Source organism: Streptomyces sp. NPDC044704 (genome assembly GCF_056433525.1).
The window spans coordinates 350883-377560 of record NZ_JBWKGY010000007.1 but is presented as its reverse complement, the minus strand read 5'-3'; the positions used below and the strand labels follow the sequence as shown (position 1 = coordinate 377560).

21 protein-coding genes are annotated in these 26678 nt (G+C 73.3%); 6 read left to right on the top strand and 15 right to left on the bottom strand.

Going from position 1 to position 26678, the window contains the following annotated elements; translation table 11 throughout:
• Positions 1 to 2 precede the first annotated feature (2 nt).
• Positions 3 to 500, bottom strand: coding sequence for a ribosome maturation factor RimP (gene rimP, locus AC07B0_RS20500; protein ID WP_467297865.1), 498 nt, complete (start codon positions 498 to 500; stop codon positions 3 to 5).
• A gap of 158 nt (positions 501 to 658) precedes the next feature.
• Between rimP and AC07B0_RS20495 the strand changes: the two genes are divergently transcribed.
• The 4 genes from AC07B0_RS20495 to AC07B0_RS20480 are packed head-to-tail and all read left to right on the top strand — an operon-like array spanning position 659 to position 3642.
• On the top strand, positions 659 to 1234 hold the full coding sequence (locus tag AC07B0_RS20495; RefSeq protein ID WP_478865956.1) for a hypothetical protein: 576 nt from the start codon (positions 659 to 661) through the stop codon (positions 1232 to 1234).
• Positions 1231 to 1668 (top strand): ferritin-like domain-containing protein, encoded by a 438-nt coding sequence (locus AC07B0_RS20490; protein ID WP_478898676.1) that lies wholly within the window; start codon positions 1231 to 1233, stop codon positions 1666 to 1668. Before AC07B0_RS20495 ends, AC07B0_RS20490 begins: the two co-directional genes overlap by 4 nt.
• 45 nt (positions 1669 to 1713) lie before the next feature.
• The gene (locus AC07B0_RS20485; protein ID WP_356879329.1) at positions 1714 to 2616 is read left to right on the top strand and encodes an aminoglycoside phosphotransferase family protein; all 903 of its coding nucleotides are present in this window, start codon (positions 1714 to 1716) and stop codon (positions 2614 to 2616) included.
• A gap of 42 nt (positions 2617 to 2658) precedes the next feature.
• Positions 2659 to 3642: a slipin family protein gene (locus tag AC07B0_RS20480; protein WP_478898675.1), complete on the top strand. Its 984-nt coding sequence runs from the start codon at positions 2659 to 2661 to the stop codon at positions 3640 to 3642.
• Here AC07B0_RS20480 and AC07B0_RS20475 read toward each other — a convergent pair.
• The 11 genes from AC07B0_RS20475 to AC07B0_RS20425 form a co-directional block, all read right to left on the bottom strand.
• A complete protein-coding gene (locus tag AC07B0_RS20475) occupies positions 3629 to 5329 on the bottom strand; it encodes a proline--tRNA ligase (RefSeq protein WP_478865954.1) in 1701 nt (566 codons plus the stop codon). The two genes, AC07B0_RS20480 and AC07B0_RS20475, sit on opposite strands and share 14 nt — an antisense overlap.
• Positions 5330 to 5373: 44 nt before the next feature.
• A complete protein-coding gene (locus AC07B0_RS20470) occupies positions 5374 to 5958 on the bottom strand; it encodes a GNAT family N-acetyltransferase (RefSeq protein ID WP_356879323.1) in 585 nt (194 codons plus the stop codon).
• 83 nt (positions 5959 to 6041) lie between these two features.
• The gene (locus AC07B0_RS20465; RefSeq protein ID WP_356879321.1) at positions 6042 to 6887 is read right to left on the bottom strand and encodes a GNAT family N-acetyltransferase; all 846 of its coding nucleotides are present in this window, start codon (positions 6885 to 6887) and stop codon (positions 6042 to 6044) included.
• Positions 6888 to 7034: 147 nt separating this feature from the next.
• On the bottom strand, positions 7035 to 8192 hold the full coding sequence (gene ispG, locus AC07B0_RS20460) for a flavodoxin-dependent (E)-4-hydroxy-3-methylbut-2-enyl-diphosphate synthase (RefSeq protein WP_356879319.1): 1158 nt from the start codon (positions 8190 to 8192) through the stop codon (positions 7035 to 7037).
• Positions 8193 to 8367: 175 nt separating this feature from the next.
• Complete coding sequence (locus AC07B0_RS20455) at positions 8368 to 9669, bottom strand: M50 family metallopeptidase (protein WP_356879317.1); 1302 nt, start codon at positions 9667 to 9669, stop codon at positions 8368 to 8370.
• Positions 9666 to 10919 carry a 1-deoxy-D-xylulose-5-phosphate reductoisomerase gene (gene dxr / locus AC07B0_RS20450; protein WP_356879315.1) on the bottom strand — a complete coding sequence of 418 codons (1254 nt, stop codon included), beginning with the start codon at positions 10917 to 10919 and terminating at the stop codon, positions 9666 to 9668. The genes AC07B0_RS20455 and dxr overlap by 4 nt, the downstream gene beginning before the upstream one ends.
• A 21-nt stretch (positions 10920 to 10940) precedes the next feature.
• Positions 10941 to 12251 (bottom strand): hypothetical protein, encoded by a 1311-nt coding sequence (locus tag AC07B0_RS20445; protein ID WP_478898674.1) that lies wholly within the window; start codon positions 12249 to 12251, stop codon positions 10941 to 10943.
• Positions 12252 to 12344: 93 nt separating this feature from the next.
• The gene (locus AC07B0_RS20440) at positions 12345 to 14297 is read right to left on the bottom strand and encodes an acyl-CoA dehydrogenase family protein (RefSeq protein ID WP_356879311.1); all 1953 of its coding nucleotides are present in this window, start codon (positions 14295 to 14297) and stop codon (positions 12345 to 12347) included.
• Positions 14298 to 14462: 165 nt separating this feature from the next.
• Complete coding sequence (locus AC07B0_RS20435; protein WP_356879309.1) at positions 14463 to 15908, bottom strand: aldehyde dehydrogenase family protein; 1446 nt, start codon at positions 15906 to 15908, stop codon at positions 14463 to 14465.
• Between the two features lie 195 nt (positions 15909 to 16103).
• Positions 16104 to 17684 carry a PucR family transcriptional regulator gene (locus AC07B0_RS20430; RefSeq protein WP_356879307.1) on the bottom strand — a complete coding sequence of 527 codons (1581 nt, stop codon included), beginning with the start codon at positions 17682 to 17684 and terminating at the stop codon, positions 16104 to 16106.
• Between the two features lie 129 nt (positions 17685 to 17813).
• Complete coding sequence (locus tag AC07B0_RS20425) at positions 17814 to 20189, bottom strand: ATP/GTP-binding protein (RefSeq protein WP_478898673.1); 2376 nt, start codon at positions 20187 to 20189, stop codon at positions 17814 to 17816.
• A gap of 242 nt (positions 20190 to 20431) precedes the next feature.
• On the opposite strand from AC07B0_RS20425, the gene gabT reads away from it, so the two are divergent.
• Positions 20432 to 21766: a 4-aminobutyrate--2-oxoglutarate transaminase gene (gabT, locus tag AC07B0_RS20420; protein ID WP_356879303.1), complete on the top strand. Its 1335-nt coding sequence runs from the start codon at positions 20432 to 20434 to the stop codon at positions 21764 to 21766.
• A gap of 469 nt (positions 21767 to 22235) precedes the next feature.
• The gene (locus AC07B0_RS20415; RefSeq protein ID WP_478898672.1) at positions 22236 to 22745 is read left to right on the top strand and encodes a phosphatase PAP2 family protein; all 510 of its coding nucleotides are present in this window, start codon (positions 22236 to 22238) and stop codon (positions 22743 to 22745) included.
• Here the strand turns inward: AC07B0_RS20415 and AC07B0_RS20410 are convergent.
• From AC07B0_RS20410 to AC07B0_RS20400, 3 genes are all read right to left on the bottom strand, one after another.
• Entirely contained in the window at positions 22708 to 24519 is a 1812-nt protein-coding gene (locus AC07B0_RS20410) for a chitinase (RefSeq protein WP_478898671.1), read from the bottom strand. The genes AC07B0_RS20415 and AC07B0_RS20410 overlap by 38 nt on opposite strands.
• Positions 24520 to 24589: 70 nt before the next feature.
• A complete protein-coding gene (locus tag AC07B0_RS20405) occupies positions 24590 to 25066 on the bottom strand; it encodes a hypothetical protein (RefSeq protein ID WP_356879297.1) in 477 nt (158 codons plus the stop codon).
• 182 nt (positions 25067 to 25248) lie between these two features.
• Positions 25249 to 26667, bottom strand: a complete 1419-nt coding sequence (locus AC07B0_RS20400) for an NAD(P)/FAD-dependent oxidoreductase (protein ID WP_467297834.1) — start codon at positions 26665 to 26667, stop codon at positions 25249 to 25251.
• Positions 26668 to 26678 lie beyond the last annotated feature (11 nt).

Below are 26678 nucleotides of genomic sequence, written 5' to 3'. Positions count from 1 at the left end.
GACTACGCCTCCTCTTCCTTCTTGTCCTTGCGGTTGAACTCGATTTCGACACGCGCCTTGGCGATGTCGGCGAACGCGATGCGGCGGGTGGTCGCCTTGCGGCCCTTCACACCCGGAACTTCGAGGTCCATGCCCTCGTCGTCGACACCGAGGATGCGGGCGATCAGTTCCCCGCCGTCGGCGGTCTGGAACTTCACGAGACGGCCGGTCGCCCGAACGTAGTGACGGTGCTCGGTGAGCGGGCGGTCCGCGCCCGGAGAGCTGACTTCGAGGACGTACTCGTCCTCACCCATCGCGTCGGACTCGTCGAGCTTGTCGGAGACCTCACGGCTCAGCTCGGCACAGGCGTCGAGTTCCACACCCTCATCGGAATCCACGATGATCCGCAGCATCCGGCGCTTGCCCGCCTTGGACAGCTCGATCTCCTCGAGGTCCAGGCCCTTGGCGGCGACGAGCGGCTCCAGCAGTCCGCGCAGCCTGTCGCTCTGGGTGGTGCTCATCCGGGTGACTCCTCGGCCGCGTGTGCTGTTGTGGTTTTCCGTCGCGTGTCAGGTCAAAGGGTATCCGGTCGCGGGGGGTGTTGCCGTCCGCGCTGCGGACGGGACCCCCGGGTACCGTGATCACACCCTGTCCCGCCATCACCCCGAGGACGACGCCCGTGCCCTGGACCCTGACCTCCCGGCCCTCGCGTAGGCAGCTGCTGGCCGGTACCGCCGGCGCGGCCGGGGCCGCCCTGCTCACCGGGTGCACCGGCGGGGGCGGCCCGTCGGGCGCCGACACCGGCATTCCGCTCGAACGGCGCATCCGGGAGGGTGCCGTTCGTGACAGCGAGCGGCTGCTGGAACGTTACGACGCCACCACCGCCGCCCATCCGGCCCTGGCCGCCCGCCTCGCGCCGCTGCGCGGGGCCGTCGAGGCGCACACCGCCGCCCTCGCCTTCCCGGGTCCGGCCGCCTCCCGGCCGTCGTCCACCTCCCGGCCGCTGTCCGCCGGCGCCTCCGCCTCGCCCGCCGCGACGGGGTCGCCCTCCGTACGCCCCGATCCGGTCCCGCCGAAGGAGGCGGACGCCCTGACCGAGCTGGCGGACGCCGAGCGGAGCCTGTCCGAGGCCCGCACGGTCGCGCTGGCCGGCGCACCCGGGGAACTGGCCCGGCTACTGGCCTCGGTGGCCGCGTGCGGGGCCGTCCACGCCTACCTGCTGACCTCCACCCCGACCCCGGGAGCCGCGTCGTGAAGCCCGAACCCTCCCCCGCCGGACGCCCGCTGGAGGCGGCCCAGGCCGCGCTGGCCGCCGAGCACTCGGCGGCGTACGCCTACGGGGTGATCGGCGCCCGTGCCGCCGCCCGGGCGGCCGAGGCCCGCGAGGCCTACGGGGGCCACCTCGCGCGCCGCGACGCCCTGACCCGGACCGTGCGGGAGCTGGGCGGCTCGCCCCGGCCCTCGGAGGCGGCGTACGCCCTGCCGTTCGAACTGCGCACCCCGGCGGACGCCGAGCGGCTGGCCGCCGAGATCGAGGACCGGGTGGCGGGCGCGTACTCCGATCTGGTCCGGGCGGCGGACGGCCAGCTGCGCCGCGAGGCCGCCGACGCGCTGAGCGCCGCGGCGGTCCGCGCGGCACGCTGGCGCGGTGTCGGCGTAGCCTTCCCTGGGCTCACGGAAAAGCGCTGAGGAGGCGCGACGGGGCCCGGCACAGCTGAAAGGGACCACGCACGCATGGCTTTCGAACCGCCGCAGCGGCTTGTACGGGCGCTCGGCGAGATGCCCGAGACGGCGCAGAACACGGACTGGCTCGGGCAGTTGCCCCGGCTCGCCGAGGAGGCACTGGCCCGGCGGGACGTGGTGGCCCAGCGGGTGCAGGCCCCCGGCGGCCGCAGCAGCCTGGTGGTCCTCGTCCACTACTCCGACGGCACCCCGGCGGCCCTGAAGCTGGCGCCGCCTGCCGCCCGGCCCGGCCGGGAGCTCGCCGCGCTCGCGCACTGGGGCGGTTTCGGGGCGGTACGGGTCCTCGACTCGCGCCACCACGAGGACGACGGCGGGCTGCTCCTGGAGCGGCTCCACCCCGAGGTGTCGCTGCGTTCGCTGCCGGAGGCGAAGGCCCTGCTGGAAGCCTGCGGCACGCTGCGGCGGCTGTGGGTCGAGCCGCCGTCCGGGCACGCCTTCGAGACGGTGGCCGAGCGCACGGCCCGCCAGAGCGAGGACCTGCGCGCGGCCCCGCCGGAGGTCCGGGCGCTCGCGGACACCGCCGTGGACCTGCGGGGCGAACTGACGGCCCTGCCCGGCGAGGAGCTCCTGCTGCACGGCAACTTCCGGCAGGGCAAGGTGCTGGCCGGGGAGCGGGCGCCGTGGCTGACGGTGGGCCCGGACCCGCTGGTCGGCGAGCGGGCCTACGACCTGGCCCGGCTGGTCCGGGACCGGCTGGAGGACCAGATGGCCTCCTCGACGGGCGCGGCGGGTGCCCGGCGCCGGGTGAACAAGCTCGCGGATTCGCTGGAGGTGGACCGCGACCGGCTGCGGGGCTGGACGGTGTTCCGCGCGGTGGAGTCCGGGAACCGGGCGCTGGCCGCCGGGCGGCGCCGGGACGCGGAGCTGCTGCTGGAGTTCGCGGCCTGGTTGTAGGGCATACCGTAGGTAGGAAGGCATGTCCGGCAGGGGGCCGTCATGGTCGAGGAACTGCTGACAGCGGCGATCGCCGCGGGTGTGGGGGTGGCGGCCTACACGGTCGCCGCCGCCCGTGTGGTGAAGCAGTACGAGCGGGGCGTGGTGTTCCGCTTCGGCCGGCTGCGCCAGGGCGTCCGGGCGCCCGGGTTCACGCTGGTGGTGCCGGTGGTCGACCGGCTCCGCAAGGTGAACATGCAGATCGTGACGATGCCGGTGCCGGCCCAGGAGGGCATCACCCGGGACAACGTCACGGTGCGGGTGGACGCCGTCGTCTACTTCAGGGTCGTGGACCCGGCCGACGCGATCGTCGAGGTGGAGGACTACCGCTTCGCGGTCTCCCAGATGGCGCAGACCTCCCTGCGGTCGATCATCGGCAAATCGGACCTGGACGACCTGCTCTCGAACCGGGAGCAGCTGAACCAGGGTCTGGAGCTGATGATCGACAGTCCGGCGATCGGGTGGGGCGTGCAGATCGACCGGGTGGAGATCAAGGACGTGTCGCTGCCGGAGACGATGAAGCGGTCGATGGCCCGGCAGGCGGAGGCGGACCGCGAGCGGCGGGCCCGGGTGATCAACGCGGACGCGGAGCTCCAGGCGTCGAAGAAGCTGGCGGAGGCGGCCGAGGTGATGTCGGAGCAGCCGGCGGCGCTCCAGCTGCGCCTGCTGCAGACGGTGGTGGCGGTCGCGGCGGAGAAGAACTCGACGCTGGTGCTGCCGTTCCCGGTGGAGCTCCTGCGCTTCCTCGAACGCGCGGCGCCGCCGCCGGCGGCCCCGTCGGCCGCTCCCCCGCAGGTGGCGGCGGATCCCGGAGCCGGCGCACCGCCCGCCGACGCACCACCCACCGACGAACTCGCAGCCGACGAACCCGCAGCCGTTGAGCCCTCTGCCGTTGAGCCTTCTGCCGGTGAGCCCGAAGGCGCCGCGCCCGGGCGCCCCGCGATCGGGGCCCCGGACGCGGACGGGCCTTCGCCTACGGCTGGGTGAGACGGGCCAGGGCCTCTTCCAGGGGGAGTTCCTCACGGGTGCCCGTGGCCCGGTCCTGGAGTTCGACGATGCCCTCGGCGGAGCGGCGGCCCGCCACCAGGATCCGGGGGACGCCGATCAGTTCCGCGTCGGTGAGCTTCACGCCGGGGGACAGCCCGGCCCGGTCGTCGAGCAGGACCCGGCGGCCGGCTCCGGCCAGTGCGGCGGCCGCCTGCTCCGCCAGCGCGAGCGGGACGGCCTTGCCGGCGGCGACCACGTGCACGTCGGCCGGGGCGACGGAGGCGGGCCAGCACAGCCCGCGGTCGTCGGCGGTCTGCTCGGCCAGCGCGGCCACCGCCCGGGAGACGCCGATCCCGTAGGAACCCATCGTCACCCGGACCGGCTTGCCCTCGCGGCCGAGGACGTCCAGCCCGAAGGCGTCCGCGTACTTGCGGCCCAGCTGGAAGATGTGCCCGATCTCGATCGCCCGGCCCAGGCGCAGCCCGGCGCCGCAGGAGGGGCAGGGGTCGCCCGGCTCGACGACGACCACGTCGAGGTACCGGTCCACCTCGAAGTCCCGGCCGCAGACGACGTTCCGGGCGTGGGTGCCGGGCTTGTTGGCGCCGGTCACCCAGGAAGTGCCGGGCGCCACGCGGGGGTCGGCGAGGTAGCGGACCTTCTCCAGGCCCTGCGGGCCCACGTAGCCGCGTACCAGGTCGGGACGGCCGGCGAAGTCCTCGGCCGTAACCAGCTCCACGACGGCCGGGGCCAGGTGTTCGCCGAGCTTGCCGAGGTCGACCTCGCGGTCTCCGGGGACGCCCACGGCCACGATCTCGCCGTCGACCTTCACGAGGAGGTTCTTCAGGGTCGCCGAGGCGGGCACGCCGAGCAGGGCCGCGAGGGATTCGATGGTCGGGGTGTCGGGGGTGTCCAGCTCCTCGACGGGGCCGTGTTCGCCCGCGGCCGGGGTGAGGGCGAAGGTGACGGCCTCGGTGTTGGCCGCGTAGTCGCAGGAGGGGCAGTCCACGAAGGTGTCCTCGCCGGCGTCGGCGGGCGCGAGGAACTCCTCGGACGCGCTGCCGCCCATGGCGCCGGACACGGCCGACACGATGCGGTGGTCGAGGCCGAGGCGCCGGAAGATCCGTACGTACGCCTCGCGGTGGAGCCGGTAGGACTCGGCGAGGCCCTCGTCGGTGACGTCGAAGGAGTAGGAGTCCTTCATCTGGAACTCGCGGCCGCGCAGCACGCCCGAGCGGGGGCGGGCCTCGTCCCGGTACTTCGTCTGGATCTGGTAGAGCATGACCGGGAGGTCCTTGTACGAGGTGCACTGGTCCTTCACCACGAGGGTGAAGATCTCCTCGTGGGTGGGGCCGAGCAGGTAGTCGGCGCCCTTGCGGTCCTTGAGGCGGAACAGCAGGTCGCCGTACTCCGTCCAGCGGCCGCTGACCTCGTAGGGCTCCTTCGGCAGCAGCGCGGGGAGCAGCACCTCCTGGGCGCCGATGGCGTCCATCTCCTCGCGGACGACGCGTGCGACGTTGTCCAGGACCCGCTTGCCGAGCGGGAGCCAGGTCCACACGCCGGCGGAGCTGCGTCGGACGTAGCCGGCCCGTACCAGGAGGCGGTGGCTGAGGGTTTCGGCGTCCGCCGGGTCCTCGCGGAGGGTCTTGGCCATGAGGCGGGACATGCGCTGCACGTGTTGCGTTGACATGACGGGAGGCTACCGGGGCGGGCGGGGGCCCCGGCAAGCCGAATTCAGGGCCGCCCGCCGGGCCGGAGCAGCGGCAGGGTCGCGCCCATGACCGCGTACGGGAGGCTCGCGCTCGGGAACTGGACGCGGCGGGCGAGGTCCCGGTAGCCGAGGGCCGTGTAGAGGCCGCGGGCGGGGCTGTCGGTGTCGATGGCGGAGAGGATCGAGCGGGGCTCGTCGGCGCCGTCGGTGATCAGGGTGATCAGGGTGCGGCCGACGCCGCGGCCCTGGAAGCCGGGGTGGACGTGCAGTTCGGTGATCACGAAGGAGTCGTCGAGCCAGTCGTCGGCGCCGCCGGCCCTCAGGTGCGGTTCGACGATCGTGGACCACCAGTGGCCGCGGTCGTTGGGCATGCCGTAGACGAAGCCGGCGAGGGCGCCGTCGTCGGTGAAGGCGCCGAGTGCGCGGGCGCCGCGGGAGGTCATGTGGCGCTGGACGATGTAGCGCCGGATGCCGACCTCCTCCTCGCTGAGCCCGAAGGCCACGGCCTGCACGCGCAGGGCCTCGTCCACGCGGTCGGCGAGGTCGAGGGGGCCGATGCGGAGTCCGGCGGGCCGTGCGGGGTCGTCGCCCCCGGGGGTAGGCAGCATGCGGCGACCTTACTTCGGGGTAGGGCCGGTGCGGTACGGCCCGTACGGGGAAAGCGGCCACGGCCGGGGCGGTGGCGGCGGGCTCAGAACAGGACGCTCATGAAGGCGCCGGTCTCGCGGAAGCCGACCCGTCGGTAGGCGGCGCGGGCGGCGGTGTTGAAGTCGTTGACGTAGAGGCTGACCACGGGCGCCACGTCGCGCAGCGCGTAGGCGACGACGGCGGCCATCCCGGATTCCGAGTGGCCGCGGCCCCGGAAGCCGGGGTCGACCCAGACGCCCTGGATCTGGCAGGCGCGGGCGGTGGCGGCGCCGATCTCCGCCTTGAAGACGACCTTGCCGTCCTCGATGCGGGCGAAGGAGCGGCCGGCGGTGACGAGCTCGGCGACGCGGGCCTGGTAGAGAAGTCCGCCGTCGCCGGCCAGCGGGGAGATGCCGACCTCCTCGGTGAACATGGCGACGCAGGCGGGCATGATCAGGTCCATCTCGTCCTTGCGGACGCGGCGGACCTGCGGGTCGGGGGCGACCGTGGTGGAGGGCTGTTCCATGACCATGAGGGGCTGCCGGGACCGGACGTCGCGGGCGGGGCCCCAGCTGGGTTCGAGGAGCTGCCACAGCAGCCGGGTGGCCTCGGCGGGGCCGACGATGGAGGAGCAGCGGCGGCCGGTGCGGCGGGCGCGGTCGGCGAAGGCGCGTACGGCGTCGGGTCCGGCGCAGACGGGGACGAGGTTGGCTCCGGCGTAGCACAGGGACCGGAGCTCGCCGTCGGCGTACCAGCCCCACATCTCCCCGCCCAGGCGCCAGGGGTCGAGGCCGGCGACCTGGACCCGGGAGGTGACGAAGGCGTTCTGGACCGGCTCGCGCCCGAGGACTTCGAGCGCGGCGTCGAGATCACTGGGTTCAAGGACCCGGGTGGTGGTCTGCGTCAACACTGGGGCCTCACCATGCAAGTCTGCTGATCTCCGCACTGTACCCGGCGGTGCCCGGGGATGCCGCCTCCCACGGGTCACGAAAAGGCCCCGGCCCCGCCCCCGAACTGCGGGAACGGGGCCGGGGCCGGGGTCGGGCGCAGCGCGGTGCTACACGCCGATGGCGACGGTGGGCTCGCCGGAGGCGACGCCGTCCTTCTCCATCTGCTCGGCGATCTTCAGCGCCTCTTCGATCAGGGTCTCCACGATCTTCGACTCGGGGACGGTCTTGATGACCTCGCCCTTCACGAAGATCTGGCCCTTGCCGTTGCCGGAGGCGACGCCGAGGTCGGCCTCGCGGGCCTCGCCGGGGCCGTTGACGACGCAGCCCATGACGGCGACGCGCAGCGGGACCTCCATGCCCTCCAGGCCCGCCGTGACCTCCTCGGCCAGCTTGTAGACGTCGACCTGGGCGCGGCCGCAGGAGGGGCAGGAGACGATCTCCAGGCGGCGCGGCTTGAGGTTCAGCGATTCCAGGATCTGGTTGCCGACCTTGATCTCCTCGACCGGCGGGGCGGAGAGGGAGACGCGGATGGTGTCGCCGATGCCCTCGGAGAGCAGTGCGCCGAAGGCGACGGCGGACTTGATGGTGCCCTGGAAGGCGGGGCCGGCCTCGGTGACGCCGAGGTGCAGCGGGTAGTCGCAGGCGGCGGCCAGCTGGCGGTAGGCGTTGACCATGACGACCGGGTCGTTGTGCTTGACCGAGATCTTGATGTCGCCGAAGCCGTGCTCCTCGAAGAGGGAGGCCTCCCACAGCGCGGACTCGACCAGCGCCTCGGGGGTGGCCTTCCCGTACTTCTTCAGCAGCCGGGCGTCGAGGGACCCCGCGTTGACGCCGATCCGGATCGGGGTGCCCGCGGCCTTGGCGGCGTGCGCGATCTCCTTGACCTTGTCGTCGAACTGCTTGATGTTGCCCGGGTTCACGCGGACCGCGGCGCAGCCGGCGTCGATCGCGGCGAACACGTACTTGGGCTGGAAGTGGATGTCGGCGATGACCGGGATCTGCGACTTCTTCGCGATGACGGCGAGGGCGTCGGCGTCGTCCTGCGTGGGGCAGGCCACGCGGACGATGTTGCAGCCGGAGGCGGTCAGCTCGGCGATCTGCTGGAGCGTCGCGCCGATGTCGGACGTGCGGGTGGTGGTCATCGACTGCACCGAGATGGGCGCGTCGCCACCGACGGCCACGGAACCGACCTGGATCTTGCGGCTGACGCGTCGGTCGGCAAGCTTCGTCGGCACGGACGGCATTCCGAGAGAGATGGCAGTCATCTGCTGTGCAACCCCAAGGTGTGGATCAAGGTCCCGAGATCGGCGGGCTCCAGCCTTCGAGATTACGCCAATCAGCGCGTGCCCCCCGCATCCGAGGGGGTGCGCCACCCGAACGTAGGGAGCCGGGCACGATGCGTGCCCGGCTCCGTCCCGCGTTTGCTAGGCCGTTCGGCGACTAGGTGATCTTGATCGGGTTCACCACGTCCGCCACCAGCACCAGCAGCGTGAAGCAGACGAACAGCCCGGCCACCACGTACGCGGCGGGCATCAGCCGCGCCACGTCGAACGGGCCGGGGTCGGCGCGCCGCAGGAGCCTGGCCACGTTGCGCCGCAGCGACTCCCACAGGGCGCCCGCGATGTGTCCGCCGTCGAGCGGCAGCAGCGGCAGCATGTTGAACAGGAAGAGCGAGAGGTTGAACATCCCGAGGACGTTCAGCATGATCGACATCCGCTGCTCTCCGGGGATGTCGAGGGTCGCGATCTCACCGCTGATCCGGGCCGCGCCGACGATGCCCATCGGGGAGTCCGGCTCGCGCTCGGCGCCGCCGAAGGCCGCGTCCCACAGGGCGGGGATCTTGGCGGGGAGCTGGAGCAGGCCCTGCACGCTGCCCTCGACGATGCCGCCCATGTGGTCGACGGACTCGCCGAAGGTCAGGGCCGCGATCTCGCTCTTGGGGCTGAAGCCGAGCCAGCCCGCCGTGACGTACTCGCCCTTGACGTACCCGCCGTGGCCGTCGGTCTTGGCGACCTTGTTCTCGATCAGGTCCACCGGCAGGGTCAGCTCGCGTCCGTCCCGTACGACGGTGACGGTGGCGGGGCCGACCGTGTCGCGGATCTGCTTCTGGAGGGCGGACCAGTCGGCGACCGCGCGGCCGTCGAAGGCGACGATGCGGTCGCCGGACCGCAGGTCGGCCTTCTTGGCCGGGGCGACCGGGTCGCTGTCCTTGCAGACCTCCCGGTTCTCGCTCTGCTGGATCACGCAGGGCGAGACGGTGGCGATCTGGGTGGTGGTGCGGTTGATCCCGAAGGTCATCCAGACGCCGAAGAAGATCGCCAGGGCGAGCACCAGGTTCATGAAGGGGCCCGCGAACATCACGATCACGCGCTTCCACGGCTTGCGCGTGTAGAAGAGCCGCGTCTCGTCGCCGGGCTGGAGTTCCTCGTAGGCCGCCGAGCGGGCGTCCTCGATCATCGAGCGGAACGGCGACGTGGAACGGGCGGTGACCTTGCCGTCCTCGCCGGGCGGGAACATCCCGATCATGCGGATGTAGCCGCCCATCGGGATGGCCTTGATCCCGTACTCGGTCTCGCCCTTCTTGCGCGACCAGACGGTCCGGCCGAAGCCGACCATGTACTGGGGCACGCGGATGCCGAAGAGCTTGGCCGTGGAGAGGTGGCCGAGCTCGTGCCAGGCGATGGAGAAGAGCAGGCCGACCACGAACACGACCACACCGATCAAGGTCAGCAGTATCGTCATGCGCTCGCCTCCACGGCGGCGCGAGCCGCCATCTCCCGTGCCCGGGCCCTGGCCCAGGTCTCCGCTTCGAGGACGTCCGCGACGGTCAGCGGGGTTCCCGCTGCCGGCGTCCCGTGTTCGTCCACCACGGCAGTGACCGTATCCATGATTGCTGTGAACGGCAGCCGACCGGCCAGGAAGGCCTCGACGCACTCCTCGTTCGCCGCATTGAACACCGCGGGGGCGGTGCCGCCCAGGGTGCCGACGTGCCGGGCCAGGCCGACGGACGGGAAGGCCTCGGTGTCCAGGGGGAAGAACTCCCAGCTCGACGCCTTGGTCCAGTCGAAGGCCGGGGACGCGTCCGGGACCCGCTGGGGCCAGCCCAGGCCGATCGCGATGGGGCCGCGCATGTCCGGCGGGGTGGCCTGGGCGAGGGTGGAACCGTCCGTGAACTCGACCATCGAGTGGACGTAGGACTGCGGGTGGACCACGACCTCGATGCGGTCGAAGGGGATGTCGTAGAGCAGGTGCGCCTCGATGACCTCCAGCCCCTTGTTCACCAGGGTCGCCGAGTTGACGGTGATCACCGGGCCCATCGCCCAGGTCGGGTGCGCGAGCGCGTCCTGGACGGTGACCCCGGCCAGCTCCGCGCGGGTGCGGCCGCGGAAGGGGCCGCCGGAGGCGGTGACCACGAGCTTGCGGACCTCGGCGCGGGTACCGGCGGCCAGGGCCTGGAACAGCGCCGCGTGCTCGGAGTCCACGGGAATGATCTGGCCCGGCTTCGCGAGGGCCTTGACCAGCGGGCCGCCGACGATCAGCGATTCCTTGTTGGCCAGGGCCAGGGTCCGGCCGGCCCGCAGCGCGGCGAGCGTGGGCGCGAGGCCGATGGAGCCGGTGATGCCGTTGAGGACGGTGTGGCACGGGGAGGCGGCGAGCTCGGTCGCCGCGTCGGGCCCGGCCAGGATCTCGGGCAGCGGCTCGGACGGGCCGTACTGGGCGCCGAGCGCCTCCTTCAGTGCCGGTACGGCGTCCTCGCGGGCGACGCCCACCTTCTCGACGCGCAGCAGCCGGGCCTGCTCGGCGAGCAGCCCGACGCGCCCGCCGGCGGCGGACAGCGCCGTGACCCGGAAGCGGTCGGGATGGCGCAGCGCGAGGTCGATGGCCTGGGTGCCGACGGACCCGGTCGATCCGAGGATGACGATGTCCCGGCGGCCGGCCGCGGCGTCGAAGAGGAGGTGCGGGTCGGCGAGGGGGGCTGGACTGTCGCTCATGCCCCCCATTGTTGCCGCAACTCAGGAGCGCTTGGACACGGAGTCCCCGTCCGTGACCCGGGCGAGGAGTTCGGGCAGCGTGCCGGCGAAGTCGGGGAGGGCGCGGGCCGCCCGCCACCAGGCCCGCGGGTCGTCCCCGAGGGCCTCGTCGAACAGCCGGTCGGCCTCGGCCCGGGCGGCGAGCACCGCGGCGGGCCGGTCGTGCCGGTCCGGATGGCCGATGTCACCGAGCCACTGGTCCTCGTCCAGCGCCCAGCAGGCGGGCACCTTGTGCCGGACCACGTCGGCGCCGGTGAGCAGGCCCCGGTCCAGGCAGTCGCGGACCCAGCGGACGTCCTCGTCGACGGTCTCCATCGGGACGGCCAGGCTCACCAGCGCCAGCTCCCGCTCCCAGCCGCCCGTCGGCTCCGTGGCGGCCGTGTCGGAGGCGAGCCGGCGCACGGCCCGGCCCAGCGCCGGGTCGTGCCGTACGAGGCCCAGCGGGGGCAGGGTGCCCGCCGCGAGCGCCGTCGCCAGCTCGGGCAGGGTGCCCCGGTAGCCGGGGGCCCGGCGCGGCAGCTCGGCCCACAGGCGGGGGTCCTCCCCCAGCGCGGGCCGCAGCACCCGCTGCACCGCCGACTGCATCTCGGCCTGCTCGGGCAGGCTCCAGCGCAGCCCGCGCGAGACGGACAGGTGCCCGAGCAGCAGGGTCCGGGCCGCGGGGGCCACGTGGGCGACGAGCTCGTCGCAGGTCAGCAGGCCCGAGCGGACGGCCCGTACGGCGGGCCGGTACCAGTGGCGCCCGTACGGAGCGCCCGCGCGGGCGTCGAGCAGCGCCAGGCAGTCCGCCCGGGGCAGTCCGCCCACCAGCAGCAGGGCCTCCACGGCGCCCGCCGGCAGCGGCGCGCGGGCGTGCTCGCGCAGCAGCAGCTCCGGGTCGAGGTCGTGCGGCATGCCCAGCAGGGTCAGCGGGATCCGCGGCCGGCGGCCGTGCCGGCGCAGCAGGGCGATCAGCTCGGCGGGGCCGAAGGGCCCCGGGCCGCTCGCGCCGAGCAGTTCCGGGGAGGGCCCGGGCCGGGCGGCGTAGCGGACGGCCGAGGGCAGGCCGGGCAGCGGGCGGCCCACGACGTGCGGGTTGCGGGCGATGTAGTGCCGGTCCTCCTCGGTGCCCCCGCGCAGCAGCAGGGTCACGGCCGAGGCGGGCAGCCACTGGTCGCGGCACAGGTACTTCCGGGTGGTCCCGTCGAGCCGGCCGATCAGCTCGGCGACCACCTGCTGCGGTGCGTGGCGCAGCAGGTGCGCCACGCACCAGGCCAGCCGTCTGCTGACCCGGTCCTCCTCGGCCGTCGGCATCGTCCTCGCCCGTCTCGCGCTCGTACCCGTACCTGAGCCCGGACCCGTGCTCGCACTCGTACATCCGTCCGGACTACTGCCGATGATGGCAGGTCAGCGCAGGGGGCGGTGGACGTTTACGTGCTCCGAGGGGCCGGGGGCGGCCTCCGCGATCCAGGGGCCGTCGCCCGAGGGGTCGAGGACGCCCTCCTCCAGCCAGGTGTAGGCGCCGCCGAGGACCCCTTCGACGACCTTGCGGTCGAGGTCGTCGGTGTTGGACCACAGGCGGCCGAAGAGTTCCTCGACGCGGATCCGGGACTGCCGGCAGAAGGCGTCGGCGAGCTGGTAGGCCTCGCGGCCGTGGTCGCCGGTGGCCCGCAGGTGCTCGGCGCGCACGCAGGCCGCGCTCATCGCGAAGAGTTCGGCGCCGATGTCCACGATCCGGCCGAGGAAGCCCTGCTTGGTCTCCATGCGGCCCTGCCAGCGGGACATCGCGTAGAAGGTCGAGCGGGCGAGTTTGCGCGAGCCGCGTTCGACGTAGCGCAGGTGGGTGGCCAGGTCCGGGTGGCCGGCCGGGTGGAACTCCCGGTACGCGCCGGGGAGCTGGCCGGCTCCGGCGGCCAGCTGGGGCAGCCAGCGGGCGTAGAACCCGGCCGCGCGGGCTCCGGCCTTCGCCTTGTCGCCCAGGGCCTTGTCCGGGTCGATGATGTCGCCGGCGACCGCCAGGTGGGCGTCGACGGCCTCGCGGGCGATGAGCAGGTGCATGATCTCGGTCGAGCCCTCGAAGATCCGGTTGATCCGCAGGTCGCGGAGCATCTGCTCGGCGGGGACGGCCCGCTCCCCGCGCGCGGCCAGCGACTCGGCGGTCTCGAAGCCGCGGCCGCCGCGGATCTGGACGAGTTCGTCGGCCATCAGGCAGGCCATCTCGGAGCCGTAGAGCTTGGCCAGGGCCGCCTCGATGCGGATGTCGTTGCGGTCCTCGTCGGCCATCTGCGAGGCGAGGTCGACGACCGCTTCGAGGGCGAAGGTGGTGGCGGCGATGAAGGAGATCTTGGCGCCGACGGCCTCGTGCCTGGCGACCGGGCGGCCCCACTGCTCGCGGACCCCGGACCATTCCCGGGCGATCTTCAGGCACCACTTGCCGGCGCCGACGCACATGGCGGGCAGGGACAGCCGTCCGGTGTTCAGGGTGGTCAGCGCGATCTTGAGGCCGGCGCCCTCGGCTCCGATGCGCTGGGCGGCGGGCACGCGGACCCGGTGGAAGCGGGTGACGCCGTTCTCCAGGCCGCGCAGGCCCATGAAGGCGTTGCGGTGCTCGACCGTGATGCCCGGCGAGTCGGCCTCGACGACGAAGGCGGTGATCCCGCCGCGGTGGTTCTCGCCCTTCGGCACCCGGGCCATCACGACGAGCAGGTCCGCGACGACCCCGTTGGTGGTCCACAGCTTCACCCCGTCGAGGACGTACGCGTCCTCCCCGTCCGGGACGGCCGTGGTGGCCAGGCGCGCCGGGTCGGAGCCCACGTCCGGCTCGGTCAGGAGGAAGGCGCTGATGGCGGTGGTGGCGCAGCGCGGCAGGTAGGCGTCCTTCTGCTCCTGCGTCCCGAACATCTTCAGCGGCTGGGGCACGCCGATCGACTGGTGGGCGGAGAGCAGGGCCCCGATGGCCGGGCTGACCGAGCCGACCAGGGCGAGCGCCTTGTTGTAGTAGACCTGGGTGAGGCCGAGGCCGCCGTACTTGGGGTCGATCTTCATGCCGAGGGCGCCGAGCTCCTTGAGCCCGCGGACCGTCTCGTCGGGGATCTTCGCCTCCCGCTCGATGCGGGCGCCGTCGATCGAGGTTTCGCAGAACTCCCGCAGCCGGGCCAGGAAGGCCTCCCCGCGCCGGACGTCCTCGTCGGCGGGGAGCGGGTGGGGGTGGATCAGGTCGAGCCGGAAGCGGCCGAGGAAGAGCTCCTTGGCGAAACTGGGCTTGCGCCAGTCCTGCTCCCGCGCCGCTTCCGCGACCTGCCGCGCCTCGCGCTCGGTCACCTTGGGCTGTACGGGCTGTGCGGGCTGTGTTGCGGACATCCGGGTCCTCACCTCGCAGCATCGGGACACTACCGATCGGTGCTACCTGTGAGTCGTACCCGTTTCGGGGACCCGGGAAAAGGCCCGAGCGGGTGGCCCGGAAAAGGGGGACGGCCGGAGCCCCCGCACAGTAGGCTCCGGCCGTCGGTCTGGGACCGTACGAGGTCAGATGTCGAGGCCGGTGAGGACCAGGACGCGCTCGTAGGTGTAGTCGTCCATCGCGTAGCGGACGCCCTCGCGGCCCACGCCGGACTGCTTGACGCCGCCGTACGGCATCTGGTCGGCCCGGTAGGAGGGCGCGTCGCCGATGATGACGCCGCCGACCTCGAGCTCGCGGTGGGCGCGGAAGGCCACCTGGATGTCACGGGTGAAGACGCCGGTCTGGAGACCGAACTTCGAGTCGTTGACGGCGGCGAAGGCCTCGTCGGTGTTCTCGACCTTCTGCAGGGTCAGGACCGGCCCGAAGACCTCTTCGACGGCGAGCGTGACGCCGGCCGGGAGCTCCGCGACGACGGTGGGCTCGTACGAGGCGCCCTCGCGCTTGCCGCCGGTGAGCAGCTTGGCGCCGGCGGACACGGCCTCGTCGACCCAGGACTCGACGCGCTTGGCGGCGTCCTCGGAGACGAGGGGGCCGACGTCGGTGGCGGAGTCGGACGGGTCACCGGTGACCTGGGCCTGGACCTTCGCGACGACCTTCTCGACGAGGCGGTCGTAGACGGAGGCGTCGGCGATCACGCGCTGCACGGAGATGCAGGACTGGCCGGCCTGGTAGTTCGAGAAGGTCGCGATGCGGGTCGCGGCCCATTCGAGGTCGGCGTCGGAGGACCAGTCGGCGAGGACCACGGCCGCGGCGTTGCCGCCGAGCTCCAGGGTGCAGTGCTTGTGGGGCACCGACTGCTGGATGGCGTAGCCGACCTTGTCGGAGCCGGTGAAGGAGATGACGGGGAGGCGCTCGTCCTTGACGAGGGCGGGCATCTTCTCGTTGGCCACGGGCAGCACGGACCAGGAGCCGGCCGGCAGGTCGGTCTCGGCGAGCAGCTCGCCGAGGATCAGACCGGAGAGCGGGGTGGCCGGGGCCGGCTTCAGGATGATCGGCGCGCCGACGGCGATGGCGGGGGCCACCTTGTGGGCGCACAGGTTCAGCGGGAAGTTGAACGGCGCGATGCCGAGGACCGGGCCCTTGACGAAGCGGCGGGTCAGGGCCAGCCGGCCGACGCCGCCGGCGTCGGTGTCCAGGCGCTGGGCGTCTCCGCCGTTGAAGCGGCGGGCCTCTTCGGCGGCGAAGCGGAACACGGACACCGCGCGGCCGACCTCGCCGCGGGCCCACTTGACCGGCTTGCCGTTCTCGGCGGAGATCAGCTGGGCGATCTCCTCGGTGCGCTCGGCCAGGCGCTTGGACACGTGGTCCAGGGCGGCGGCGCGTACGTGGGCGGGGGTCGCGGAGAACTCCGCCGTCACGGCGTACGCGGCGGCCACGGCCTCTTCGACCTGGGCGTCGGTGGGCACGCTGACGGTGCCGACGAGCCGGCCGTCCCACGGGTTGTGGACGTCGAAGCTGTCCTCGCCGGTGGCCTGGCGGCCGGCGAGCCAGAAGGCGTGGGTGGAGGTCATGCGAATCCCGGCCCTTCGGATTGTGCTGGGGGTACCTCCCAGCGGCAGCTGGAGGCGGGTCCTGTCCCCACCACCGTAGGACCCCGGCGCGGTTTCGTTGTTTATCCGGCATGGAGCGGCGGCCTGCCGGGCTTCGCCGGTTTGTCAGTGTCGTGCTGTCAGTGTCGTGCGTGGCGGGCGCCCCGCCGCGGCGGGTCAGGGGGTGGGGGTGGCGGCCTTCAGGGCGAGCCAGAGCTCCATCCGGACGTCCGGGTCGTCCAGGGAACGGCCGAGGATCTCCTCGACCCGCTTCATCCGGTAGCGGAGCGTGTGCCGGTGGACGCCCAGGTCGGCCGCGGCGGCGTCCCACTGGCCGTGGCGGGAGAGCCACGCCTGGAGGGAGGCCACCAGGTCGCCGCGGCCGGTCGCGTCGTGCTCCCGCAGGGCCCTGAGGGTGCCGTCCGCGAAGGCCCGTACGGCGTCGTCCGCGAGCAGCGGCAGGACCGAGCCGGCGGCGAGGTCCTCGTGCTCCACCATCGGCCTGCCGCGGCGGCGGGCCACGGCGAGGGCCTGGTCCGCCTGCTTGAAGGCGGCCTTCACGCCGGTGGCGGCGGCCGGCGCCGACAGGCCCACCACCAGTTCGTCCGGCTCGGGGCCGGTCGCGTCCCGGCCGCGCCGGGCCTCCAGCACCTCCGCGTGCTCCGCGCACGCCTGCACGGCGGACCCCCCGTCGGCGGCCAGCACCACCAGGCGCCCGGCCTCCGGTACGACGAGCAGCGCCTCCCCGGTACGGGCCGCCGCGGACTCCACCGCGTCGGCGAGCCGCGCCAGCCCTTCCGGCTGGGCGGTGCCCGGCAGGGCCGGCTCGGCGACGGCGATCCGGAACGGCGCCTCCAGCAGGGCTCCGTACAGGTCCCCGGCCACCGCCCGGGCGTGCTCGGCCTGTCCCTCCAGCAGCATCCGCAGCACGGCGGCGCCCAGGCGGGACTCGGCGTCGTGCAGGGACCGCGACCGTTCCGTGGTCAGGGTCAGCAGGGCGACGGCCGAGTGCACGGCGTACCGCTCGGCGGTGCCCAGCGGGGCGCCCGTACCGACGGCGAGCGCGCCCCGGGCCCGGCGGCCGGTGCCCAGCGACTGGAGTTCCACCCGGTCCTCGGAGCCGCCCACCACGGCGCTCGCGGGCGCGGGCCGCTCGCGCAGGCGCTCCACGTCGGGGGTGAGCCGGGCGGCGCGGCGCGCGGCCCAGTCGGGGGCGGCGGCGACGACCGCGCCGGAGGTGTCGTACAGCGCGGCCCAGCCGTGCACGTGCGCGGCCAGCTTCGCGAGGAGGTCGGCGGGGCCGTCGGCGGACAGGGCGGCCCGGGTGAGTTCGCGCTGGGCCTCGAAGCCGGCGGTCACGGCCCGGTACTGGTCGGCGGCGAGGGCCGCGGAGACGGCCTTGCTGATGGCGAGGAACGGGGTCCGTCGCGGCACCTCCAGCAGCGGCAGGTCCTCCTCGCGGGCGGCCTCGACGAGCGCGTCGGGGACGGCGTCGTAGTTCACCCCGACGGCGAAGCCGATGCCGACGACGCCCGCGGCCGCGAGGCGGCGTACGTAGCGGCGCATCTCCTCCGGGTCGTCCGCGTCCAGCTTCATGGCGGTGACCAGCAGCAGCTCGCCGCCCTCCATGTAGGGGACGGGGTCCGCGAGCTCGCTGACGTGGGCCCAGCGCACGGGGGTGTCGAGGCGGGTCTCCCCGGCCCGGACGCTGAGTTTGAGCGCCGAGTGCTGGACGAGCGAGGCGAGGGTGAGCGGCATGGGGTACCAGGGGCCTTACGCGGGAGGGGAGAGGAAGGGGAGGGGACCCGCGGGGTGGGGCGGGCGTCGGGGTTTTTGCCGTGTCGTATGAACAACCCCTCTCGATTCTGCCACCCCGTACGGGTCCGCTCAGTCCGTACCGGCCAGCCGCAGGAGCAGCGGCGCGGCCCGCTCCCCGCGTACGGAGGTCAGGGACAGCACCGCGCAGCCGGGCGGTACGGCGTGCGCGAGGTCGGAGGCCGACCAGCGCTCCCGCTCCACCTGGCGGACGGTCACCGCGTCCGTGGTGACGGCCTTGCCGGTGACCAGCTTGCGGAAGGCGTGGACGGCCCGGGTCAGCGGCTGGTCGGCGAAGACGGTCCGGTGCGTCACGTCGCGGGTCTCGACCCACTCGGTGCCCCAGGCCTCGGCGAAGCGCTTGCCGTCCCAGGTGGTGACCCCGGAGAAGGCCATCCGGCAGCCGACCGCGCCGAGCAGCGGGGTGCGCAGGGCCTCCGGTACGTCGTCCAGGGTGCGCAGGGTCAGCAGCACCCCGGCGTTCGCGGAGCGCAGGCGCTGTACGCCGCGGACGGTCTCGGGGGTCAGGGTGTGCGAGGCGTCGTCGAGGGCGAGGAACGCGAACAGCGAGCGGTCGGCGCGGGCCGCGGCGGCGGCGTTGAACTGGGCGAGGAGCAGCCGGGTCAGGATCCGCGAGGCGTCGGCGTGCCCGCGCTCGGGGAGGTCGACCCGGACCCGGATCGGGTGTTCCAGGGCGCGCATGGAGAAGGGCCGGCCCTGGCCGCTGGTGTCGAAGAACCCGGCGAAGGCGGGCCGGTCGAGGAGGGCGACGCGGTCGGCGAGGGCCGGGCCGGGGTCGCCGGGGGCCCCGTGCTGGCGGATCCGGGCGTCGAGTTCGCGGAGCATGGGCTGCTGGCCGGCGCCCTCCAGGGCCTGGCGGAGCGTCGTGAGGGCGGGCGGCAGCTCGTCGAGCAGCTCGCGCAGCTCGGGCACGGCGGGGAAGCGGCCGTACGCCGCCCGGAACGGGCCGAGCAGCTGGGCGAGGGCGGTGGCGGCGCGGCGCACGTCGATGCCGGGGACGTCTCCGACGAAGGCCTCGGCGAGCAGCGTGGCGGCTTCGTCGGGGTCGGCGGCGCCGCCGTACAGGTCGAGGTCGTGCACGGATTCGGGGTCGCCGATCCGGACGACGATGTCGTAGGCGCCGTCGGGGCCGAGCCGTGCCCCGGCGGGGCCGACGGCGACGACGGCGGCCTGCCCGGCCAGGGCCTGGAGCGCGAGGGCCTCGACGACGGGGCGCACGAGGTGCCGGGTCTTGCCGGCCCCGGACGGGCCGACGGCGAGGAGGGACGTGCCGAGTACGCCGGGGTCGACGGCGAGGGGGGTGTCGCGGCGGGCGTAGGGGTTGCGGGGGCCGTCCTCGACGGTGCCGAGGAGCACCTGGCGGGCCAGCAGATCGTGCCGGGCCGTCCGGACGGGCAGGTCCCGCGCCCCGGACGGGTGCACGCAGGCTCCGGCGCCCTTGTCGCGCACGGCCTCCGCGAACGCCTGCCGGCGCGAGGGATCGGCCCGCACGGACTCCCACGCCCGCCGGATCCGCGCATAATCCACATCACTCATCCGCCCGGCGACCACCTCCGTCTCCAACCGGTCGGCAACACCCGCGAGCCCGGCCTCCCGCATCTTCTTCCACCGGGCTGGGTCGTCAGAGGCATCGGGCACGACAGGAAGCGGCTGCGAGGCCCGCCCCCGATTGGCATCCGCCGCAGAAGCGGGCGCAGGCCGACGAAGGCCCAGCCAGACGAAGAACAGAATGACGACCACGTAGACGGCGGTGTTGGCGTTGTCCACCAGGGAGAGCGCGCGTTCCCGGCCGACGCCTTCCACCGGCAGCAGGGAGTTTGCGAGACTCCGCAGCGGCACGGCATCCCGCGATACGAGCGTGACGGCGATCAGGGCCCCGACCGCCGCCGCCACCGCCTGGAACAGTGGGCCACGAGCCACGACGAGGCGCCGCCAGACGATCGGCCAAGCCCCCAGCCTGCCGAATCCGTAGAGCAGGCCGGCGACGACCACAGTTTCGTACACCCGCCTGGCGGCATCACCGGCCGTGCCGAGCATCGGATCCCGTCCCAGGGGCGGCCACCAGTCGTTCGGGGTGACCAACCGGGGAGGGACCCGCCAGAAGGGGATGTAGTTGTTGCTCAGGAGCGACCAGACCAACGCACAGGCGAGCAGCGAGATGGCGGCGCCGCTGAGCAGGGCGCGCGTGGGGGCGTCCGCCGGCGCTTCGTCACCACGGGGCACATGGCCGAACCTCCAGACCCCCGGCTCCGCCCGCGGTCGCGGGGTGCGGAGCCAGTCGGCGAACGGTGAGGCCGCGCCCGGCGTCCGGGTGGGCATCGGAGGTGGGGAGCTCGGCATCGGCGGCACCGCACCCGGACCCCCCGCCGGCCGGGGGACGTCCCCCCGGCGGGTCGCCTGGTCCTCGTACGCGCCCTCGGTGTCCATGAACCCCTGCCCCCTGCCCGTGCCGTGCGCTGCGCTGCGGCGCTCAATCTAGTGCCCGGCCCGGGCCCTGGGCCCGTACCCCGGCATGATCCACGAGTCACGCGCCGGTTCCTTCCTATGGCCGTCGCGGACAAGGACACGCGGGCACCACTCCCGAACGGAGCATGCCTTACCCCCTCCCCCGGGCCTAGCCTGCGGACAAAGACACAAGTGCGTCCGAAAACACCCCCCAGGAGCCCCCTATGACCGCTGTCCCGCAGGAGCGCCGCATCGTCACCGCGATCCCCGGCCCCAAGTCGCAGGAGCTGCAGGCCCGCCGCCTTTCGACGGTGGCCGGCGGCGTGGGCTCCGTGCTGCCCGTGTTCACGGCCCGCGCGGGCGGCGGCATCATCGAGGACGTCGACGGCAACCGTCTGATCGACTTCGGTTCCGGCATCGCCGTGACCTCGGTCGGCGCCTCCGCCGAGGCCGTCGTGCGCCGCGCGTCCGCGCAGCTCGCCGACTTCACCCACACCTGTTTCATGGTCACGCCGTACGAGGGCTACGTCGAGGTCTGCGAGGCCCTGGCCGAGCTGACCCCGGGTGACCACGCGAAGAAGTCGGCCCTGTTCAACTCGGGCGCCGAGGCCGTCGAGAACGCCGTCAAGATCGCCCGTTCGTACACCAAGCGCCAGGCCGTCGTCGTCTTCGACCACGGCTACCACGGCCGTACGAACCTCACGATGGCGCTGACCTCGAAGAACATGCCGTACAAGCAGGGCTTCGGTCCGTTCGCCCCCGAGGTCTACCGCGTCCCGGTCGCCTACGGCTACCGCTGGCCCACCGGCGCCGAGAACTGCGGCCCCGAGGCCGCCGCCCAGGCGATCGACCAGATCAGCAAGCAGATCGGCGCCGACAACGTCGCCGCGATCATCATCGAGCCGGTCCTCGGCGAGGGCGGCTTCATCGAGCCGGCCAAGGGCTTCCTCCCGGCGATCGTGAAGTTCGCCAACGACAACGGCATCGTCTTCGTCGCCGACGAGATCCAGTCCGGCTTCTGCCGCACCGGCCAGTGGTTCGCGTGCGAGGACGAGGGCATCGTCCCCGACCTGATCACCACCGCCAAGGGCATCGCGGGCGGTCTGCCGCTCGCCGCGGTGACGGGCCGCGCCGAGATGATGGACTCCGTGCACGGCGGCGGTCTGGGCGGCACCTACGGCGGCAACCCGGTGGCGTGCGCCGGTGCGCTCGGCTCCATCGAGACCATGAAGGAGCTCGACCTCAACGCCGCGGCGAAGAAGATCGAGTCCGTCATGAAGACCCGCCTGACGGCCATGCAGGAGAAGTACGACATCATCGGCGACATCCGCGGCCGCGGCGCCATGATCGCGATCGAGCTGGTCAAGGACCCCGCGTCCAAGACCCCGAACCCGGAGGCGGCCGGCGCGCTCGCGAAGGCCTGCCACGCCGAGGGCCTGCTCGTCCTCACCTGTGGCACCTACGGCAACGTGCTCCGCTTCCTGCCCCCGATCGTCATCGGCGAGGACCTGCTGAACGAGGGCCTGGACATCCTGGAGACCGCGTTCGCGGGCATCTGATCCGCGGATCCAGGACCGGATCCACGACCGGATCCACGGCCGGATCCACGGGCATCTGATCGAACGTCTAGAACGTCCGATCGCAGCGCCCCCGGCCCTACCCGCGGTAACCGTCGGGCGCTGTGAAGAAGCTGTGCGGGGCCGATGGCGGGAGCGCGTTCCCGCTGTCGGCCCCTCTTCCGTTGGCGTACGGTTTCTGCAGATGAGTGAGACAGACCGTTCCCGGGAAACCGGGGGCGACACCAGTACCGGGCTTCCCCAGCGCCGTACTGGGCATGCGTTCGCGCACACTCCTCACCGATCGGACAGCCGTCCGCCCCAAACCCCCCGGGGCGCGCGGGAACCCGATCCGGGCGGCCGTCCCGGAACCATCCCCCCTGTTCCGGGACGGCCGGCCACTCTCCTCCTCGCGGCCCTGTGCCCCCTCCTCTTCGCCCTGATCACCTGGCAGGTCCTGGTGGAGGGGCCGTTGCTGACCCCCGATCACGCGCTGAGCCGCGTGCTGGTGCGCACGGTCCCCGACGCGGTCACCGAGGGCCTCGCCGATCTCGGCAACGTTCCCGTCGCCCTGCCGGTCCTGCTCGTGGCCATGGCCTACGCCCTGCGCCGCGGGGACCGCCGCGGCCCGCTCGTGGCGGGCCTGGCGATGGCCCTGGTGCCGGCGCTGGTGATCCCCTTCAAGGAGTGGACCGCCCGGCCGGGCCCGCTGGAGCCCTGGGCCGCCGGCTACTACCCCTCGGGCCACACGGCCACCGCCCTGACGGCCTACGTCGGCGCCGCCCTGCTCGTCGCCCCGTACGCCCGCCGCCGCTGGCCCCTGCCCCTCGCGGCCGCCCTGACCGCCCTGACCGTGACGGGGCTGGTCCTGCGCGGCTTTCACTGGCCCCTGGACGTCCTGGCCAGCCTCCTGCTGTGCGCCCCGCTCCTCGTCTGCGTCCGCGTCAGCGTCGGCCGAAGTACGCGTCGAAGGTCCGGCTGAACTCCCAGCCGCCGAAGCGGTCCCAGTTGACGGACCAGGTCATCAGCCCGCGCAGGGCGGGCCAGGTGCCGTGGGTCTGGTAGGTGCCGCAGTTCTGCTTCTTCGTGAGGCAGTCCAGGGCCTTGGTGACCTCGGCCGGGGAGGTGTGGCCGTTGCCGGCGTTGGTGGTCGCGGGGAGGCCGATGGCGACCTGGTCGGGCCGCAGGGGCGGGAAGACGCGGGCGGAGTCGCCGGCCACGGGGAAGCCGGTGAGCAGCATGTCGTTCATGGCGATGTGGAAGTCGGCGCCGCCCATGGAGTGGTACTGGTTGTCGAGGCCCATGATCGGTCCGGAGTTGTAGTCCTGGACGTGGAGCAGGGTCAGGTCGTCGCGCAGGGCGTGGATGACGGGGAGGTAGGCGCCGGCGCGCGGGTCCTGGCCGCCCCAGGGGCCGGACCCGTAGAACTGGTGGCCGAGCTGGACGAAGAAGGTCTCGGGGGCCATGGTCAGGACGAAGCCGGGGCCGTACTTGGCCTTGAGGGTCTTGACGGCGGAGATCAGGTTGACGATCACCGGGGTGGTGGGGGCGCGGAAGTCGGTGTCGCCGGTGGCGAGGGAGAGGGAGTGGCCCTCGAAGTCGATGTCGAGGCCGTCGAGGCCGTACTCGTCGATGATCTTGCCGACGGAGGTGACGAAGGCGTCGCGGGCGGCGGTGGTGGCCAGCTGGACCTGGCCGTTCTGGCCGCCGATCGAGATCAGGACCTTCTTGCCGGCGGCCTGCCTGGCCTTGACGGCGGCCTTGAACTCGGCCGGTGACTCCACGTTGGGGCATTCGGCGACGGGGCACAGCCGGAAGCGGATGTCGCCCGAGGTGACGGAGGTCGGCTCGCCGAAGGCGAGGTTGACGACGTCCCAGGAGGCGGGGACGTCGGCCATCCGTACGTAGCCGGAGCCGTTGGCGAAGCTCGTGTGGAGGTAGCCGACGAGGGCGTGCGGGGGCAGGCCGGGGCCGCCCGGGCCGCCGCCGTCGGCCGGGGTGGTGGCGGAGGCCGGGGCGCTCTTCGGGGATTCGCCGGCCGCGTTGACGGCGCTGACCCGGAAGGTGTGGGTGGTGGACGCGGCGAGGCCGGTGACGGTGGCCGAGGTGCCGGTGGCGCTCTGGGGCGCGGCGCCCTCGCGGTGGATCCGGTAGGAGGTGGCTCCGGGGGCCGCGGCCCAGGTGAGGGCCACCGATCCGGCGGAGGTGGCGGTCGCGGTCAGGCCGGTGGGGGCGGCCGGGACCTGGGGCTGGCCCGGGCCGCCGGGGTCCGGTCCGATCAGGGTGACGCCGTCGGTGTGGTGGGCGCCCTGGCCGTACCAGCCGTGGGTGTAGACCGTCACGGAGGTCGTCGCGGGGCCGGTGCGGAAGCTCGTCGTGAGCTGCTTCCAGGCGCCCGGGCTCTGGGTCCAGACCGAGGTGTCGGTCGTGCCGGTTCCGGTCGCGCCGAGGTAGACGTAGGCGCCCTGGACCCAGGCGGCGAGCGTGTACGCCGAGTCCGGGGCGACGGTGACGGTCTGGGAGCAGCGGGCGTTGTCCTGGCCGGCCGGGGTGGCCCGGAGGGCGGAACCGCCGCTGTGGACGGGGGTGGTGACGGTGGCTCCGCTGCCGCCCGAGCAGGTCCAGCCGTCGAGGCCGGTCTCGAAGCCGCCGTTGCGTACGAGGTCGGCGTCCGCCGCCGCGGCCGGCGGGCCCGCTGCGAGGAAGCCGGCCGCCGCCAGGGCGGCGGCCGTAAGGAGGGACCGGGCTCTGCGCACAACTGCCTCCGGGGCGTGGGGGGATGGAGGGGGTCAGCGGCGCCCAAGATGGTCCAGACCAATGCGCTTGTCAAGGCTTCCGGCCCTCCCGCTCCCCCGGACCGCCGGCGGCGGCGGCCGCCGCCTCGTGCATGGCGAGTTCCAGGACCGCCGGGTCGGTGAGGGTTCCGCTGCCGTCGGGGACCACCAGCCAGCGGACGCCGCCCGTCGCCCGGCCCGGGTACGGGACCACGATCCAGCTGCCGCGCCCGGCACCGCGTACGCCCGTGCCGATCCAGCGCGAGGCCGTGCCCGGGGGTACGAAGAAGCCGACGCGGGAGTCCCCGAAGTCGGCCAGCACCGGGCCGGGCCCGCCGGGCAGCAGGCGCAGTACGTCCAGGGTGGCCTGCCCCAGCTCCCCCGGAAGGATCAGCACGTCCCAGCTCCGGCCGGCCGGGAGGAGGGCGACCCCGAGGGGGTGGCGCTCCCAGTCCCAGCGGCAGGCGTCGGGGTCCGGCGCCACCGATACCAGCCAGTCCACTGCCGTCTTGGTCGCCGCGAGCGTCATCGCCCGGCCTCCGTTCGTCTCGTGCGGTGAGGGGTTCTCACCGGGAGAGAGCGGGGCCGGGCGCGGGTATGACGCGGGTTCCGTTACTCCGTGGTAGTGAAGCGGGTCACACGGTGATCGCGGGTGCGCCCGGCGCACGGGGGTCGGCTGATCGGTTCATCGACCCGGCCGTACGCCGCCGGTCAGCTGTCGAAGCCGAGGCCGAGGCGGTCCATCGTCCGCAGCCACAGGTTGCGGTGCCCGCCCCGGGCGTCCGCGCGGGCCAGCGACCACTTCGTGAGCGCGATCCCGGTCCAGGCGAAGGGCTCGGGCGGGAACGGCATCGGCTTGGACCGCACCATCTCCAGCCGGGTGCGCTCGGTCGGGACCCCGTCGAGCAGGTCGAGCATCACGTCGGCGCCGAAGCGGGTGGCTCCCACCCCGAGCCCGGTGAAGCCTGCCGCGTAGGCGACCTTCCCGGAGTGCGCGGTGCCGAAGAAGGCGGAGAAGCGCGAGCAGGTGTCGATGGCCCCGCCCCAGGCGTGGCTGAATTTCAGCCCCTCCAGCTGCGGGAAGGCGGTGAAGAAGTGTTCCGCGAGCTTGAGGTAGGTCTCGGGGCGGTGGTCGTACTCGGAGTCGAGCTTGCCCCGGTAGGGGTAGATCGCGTCGTAGCCGCCCCACAGGATCCGGTGGTCGGGCGTGATCCGGAAGTAGTGGAACTGGTTGGCGCTGTCGCCCAGGCCCTGCCGGTTCTTCCAGCCGACGGCGGCGAGCTGCTCCTCCGTCAGGGGTTCGGTCATCAGCGCGTAGTCGTACACCGGGACGGTGAACGGGCGGATACGCTTGACCAGCGACGGGAAGATGTTGGTGCCGAGCGCGACCCGGCGCGCGAGGATCACCCCGTACGGGGTCTGCACGGTCATCCCGGCCCCGGCCGGGGCCAGCTTCAGGCCGCGGGTGTTCTCGTAGATCCGCACGCCCAGCTCCAGGCACGCCCGCTTGAGGCCCCAGGCCAGCTTCGCCGGGTTGAGCATGGCGACGCCGTCGCGGTCCCACAGGCCCGCGAGGAAGGTCGGCGAGTTGACCTCGGCCCGCAGGGCGTCGCCTTCCAGCCATTCGGAGCCGTCCCCGAGGCCGAGGCGGCGGGCCTCCTCGTGGAGCTCGCGCAGTTCCTCCACCTGGTGCGGTTCGGTGGCGACGTCGATCTCGCCGGTGCGCTCGAAGTCGCAGTCGATGCCGTACCGGGCGACGGCCTCCTCGATGGCGTCGAGGTTGCGGGCGCCCATCTCCTCCAGCCGGGCGAGGTCCTTCGGCCAGCGGGCCAGCCCGTTGGAGAAGCCGTGGGTGAGGGAGGCGGCACAGAAGCCTCCGTTGCGCCCGGAGGCGGCCCAGCCCGCCTCCTTGCTCTCGATCAGGACGACGTCCCGGCCGGGGTCGCGCTCCTTGGCGAGCAGCGCGGTCCACAGGCCGCTGTAGCCGCCGCCGATGACGAGCAGGTCGCACCGCTCGTCGGAGGTGAGGGCGGGCTGAGGGGCGGGCTTGCCGGGGTCGTCGAGCCAGTACGAGACGGGCTTGGCGTCCGAAAGGGATTTCGCAACACTACGCATGGCGACTGGGGCCATGGCTTCCAACT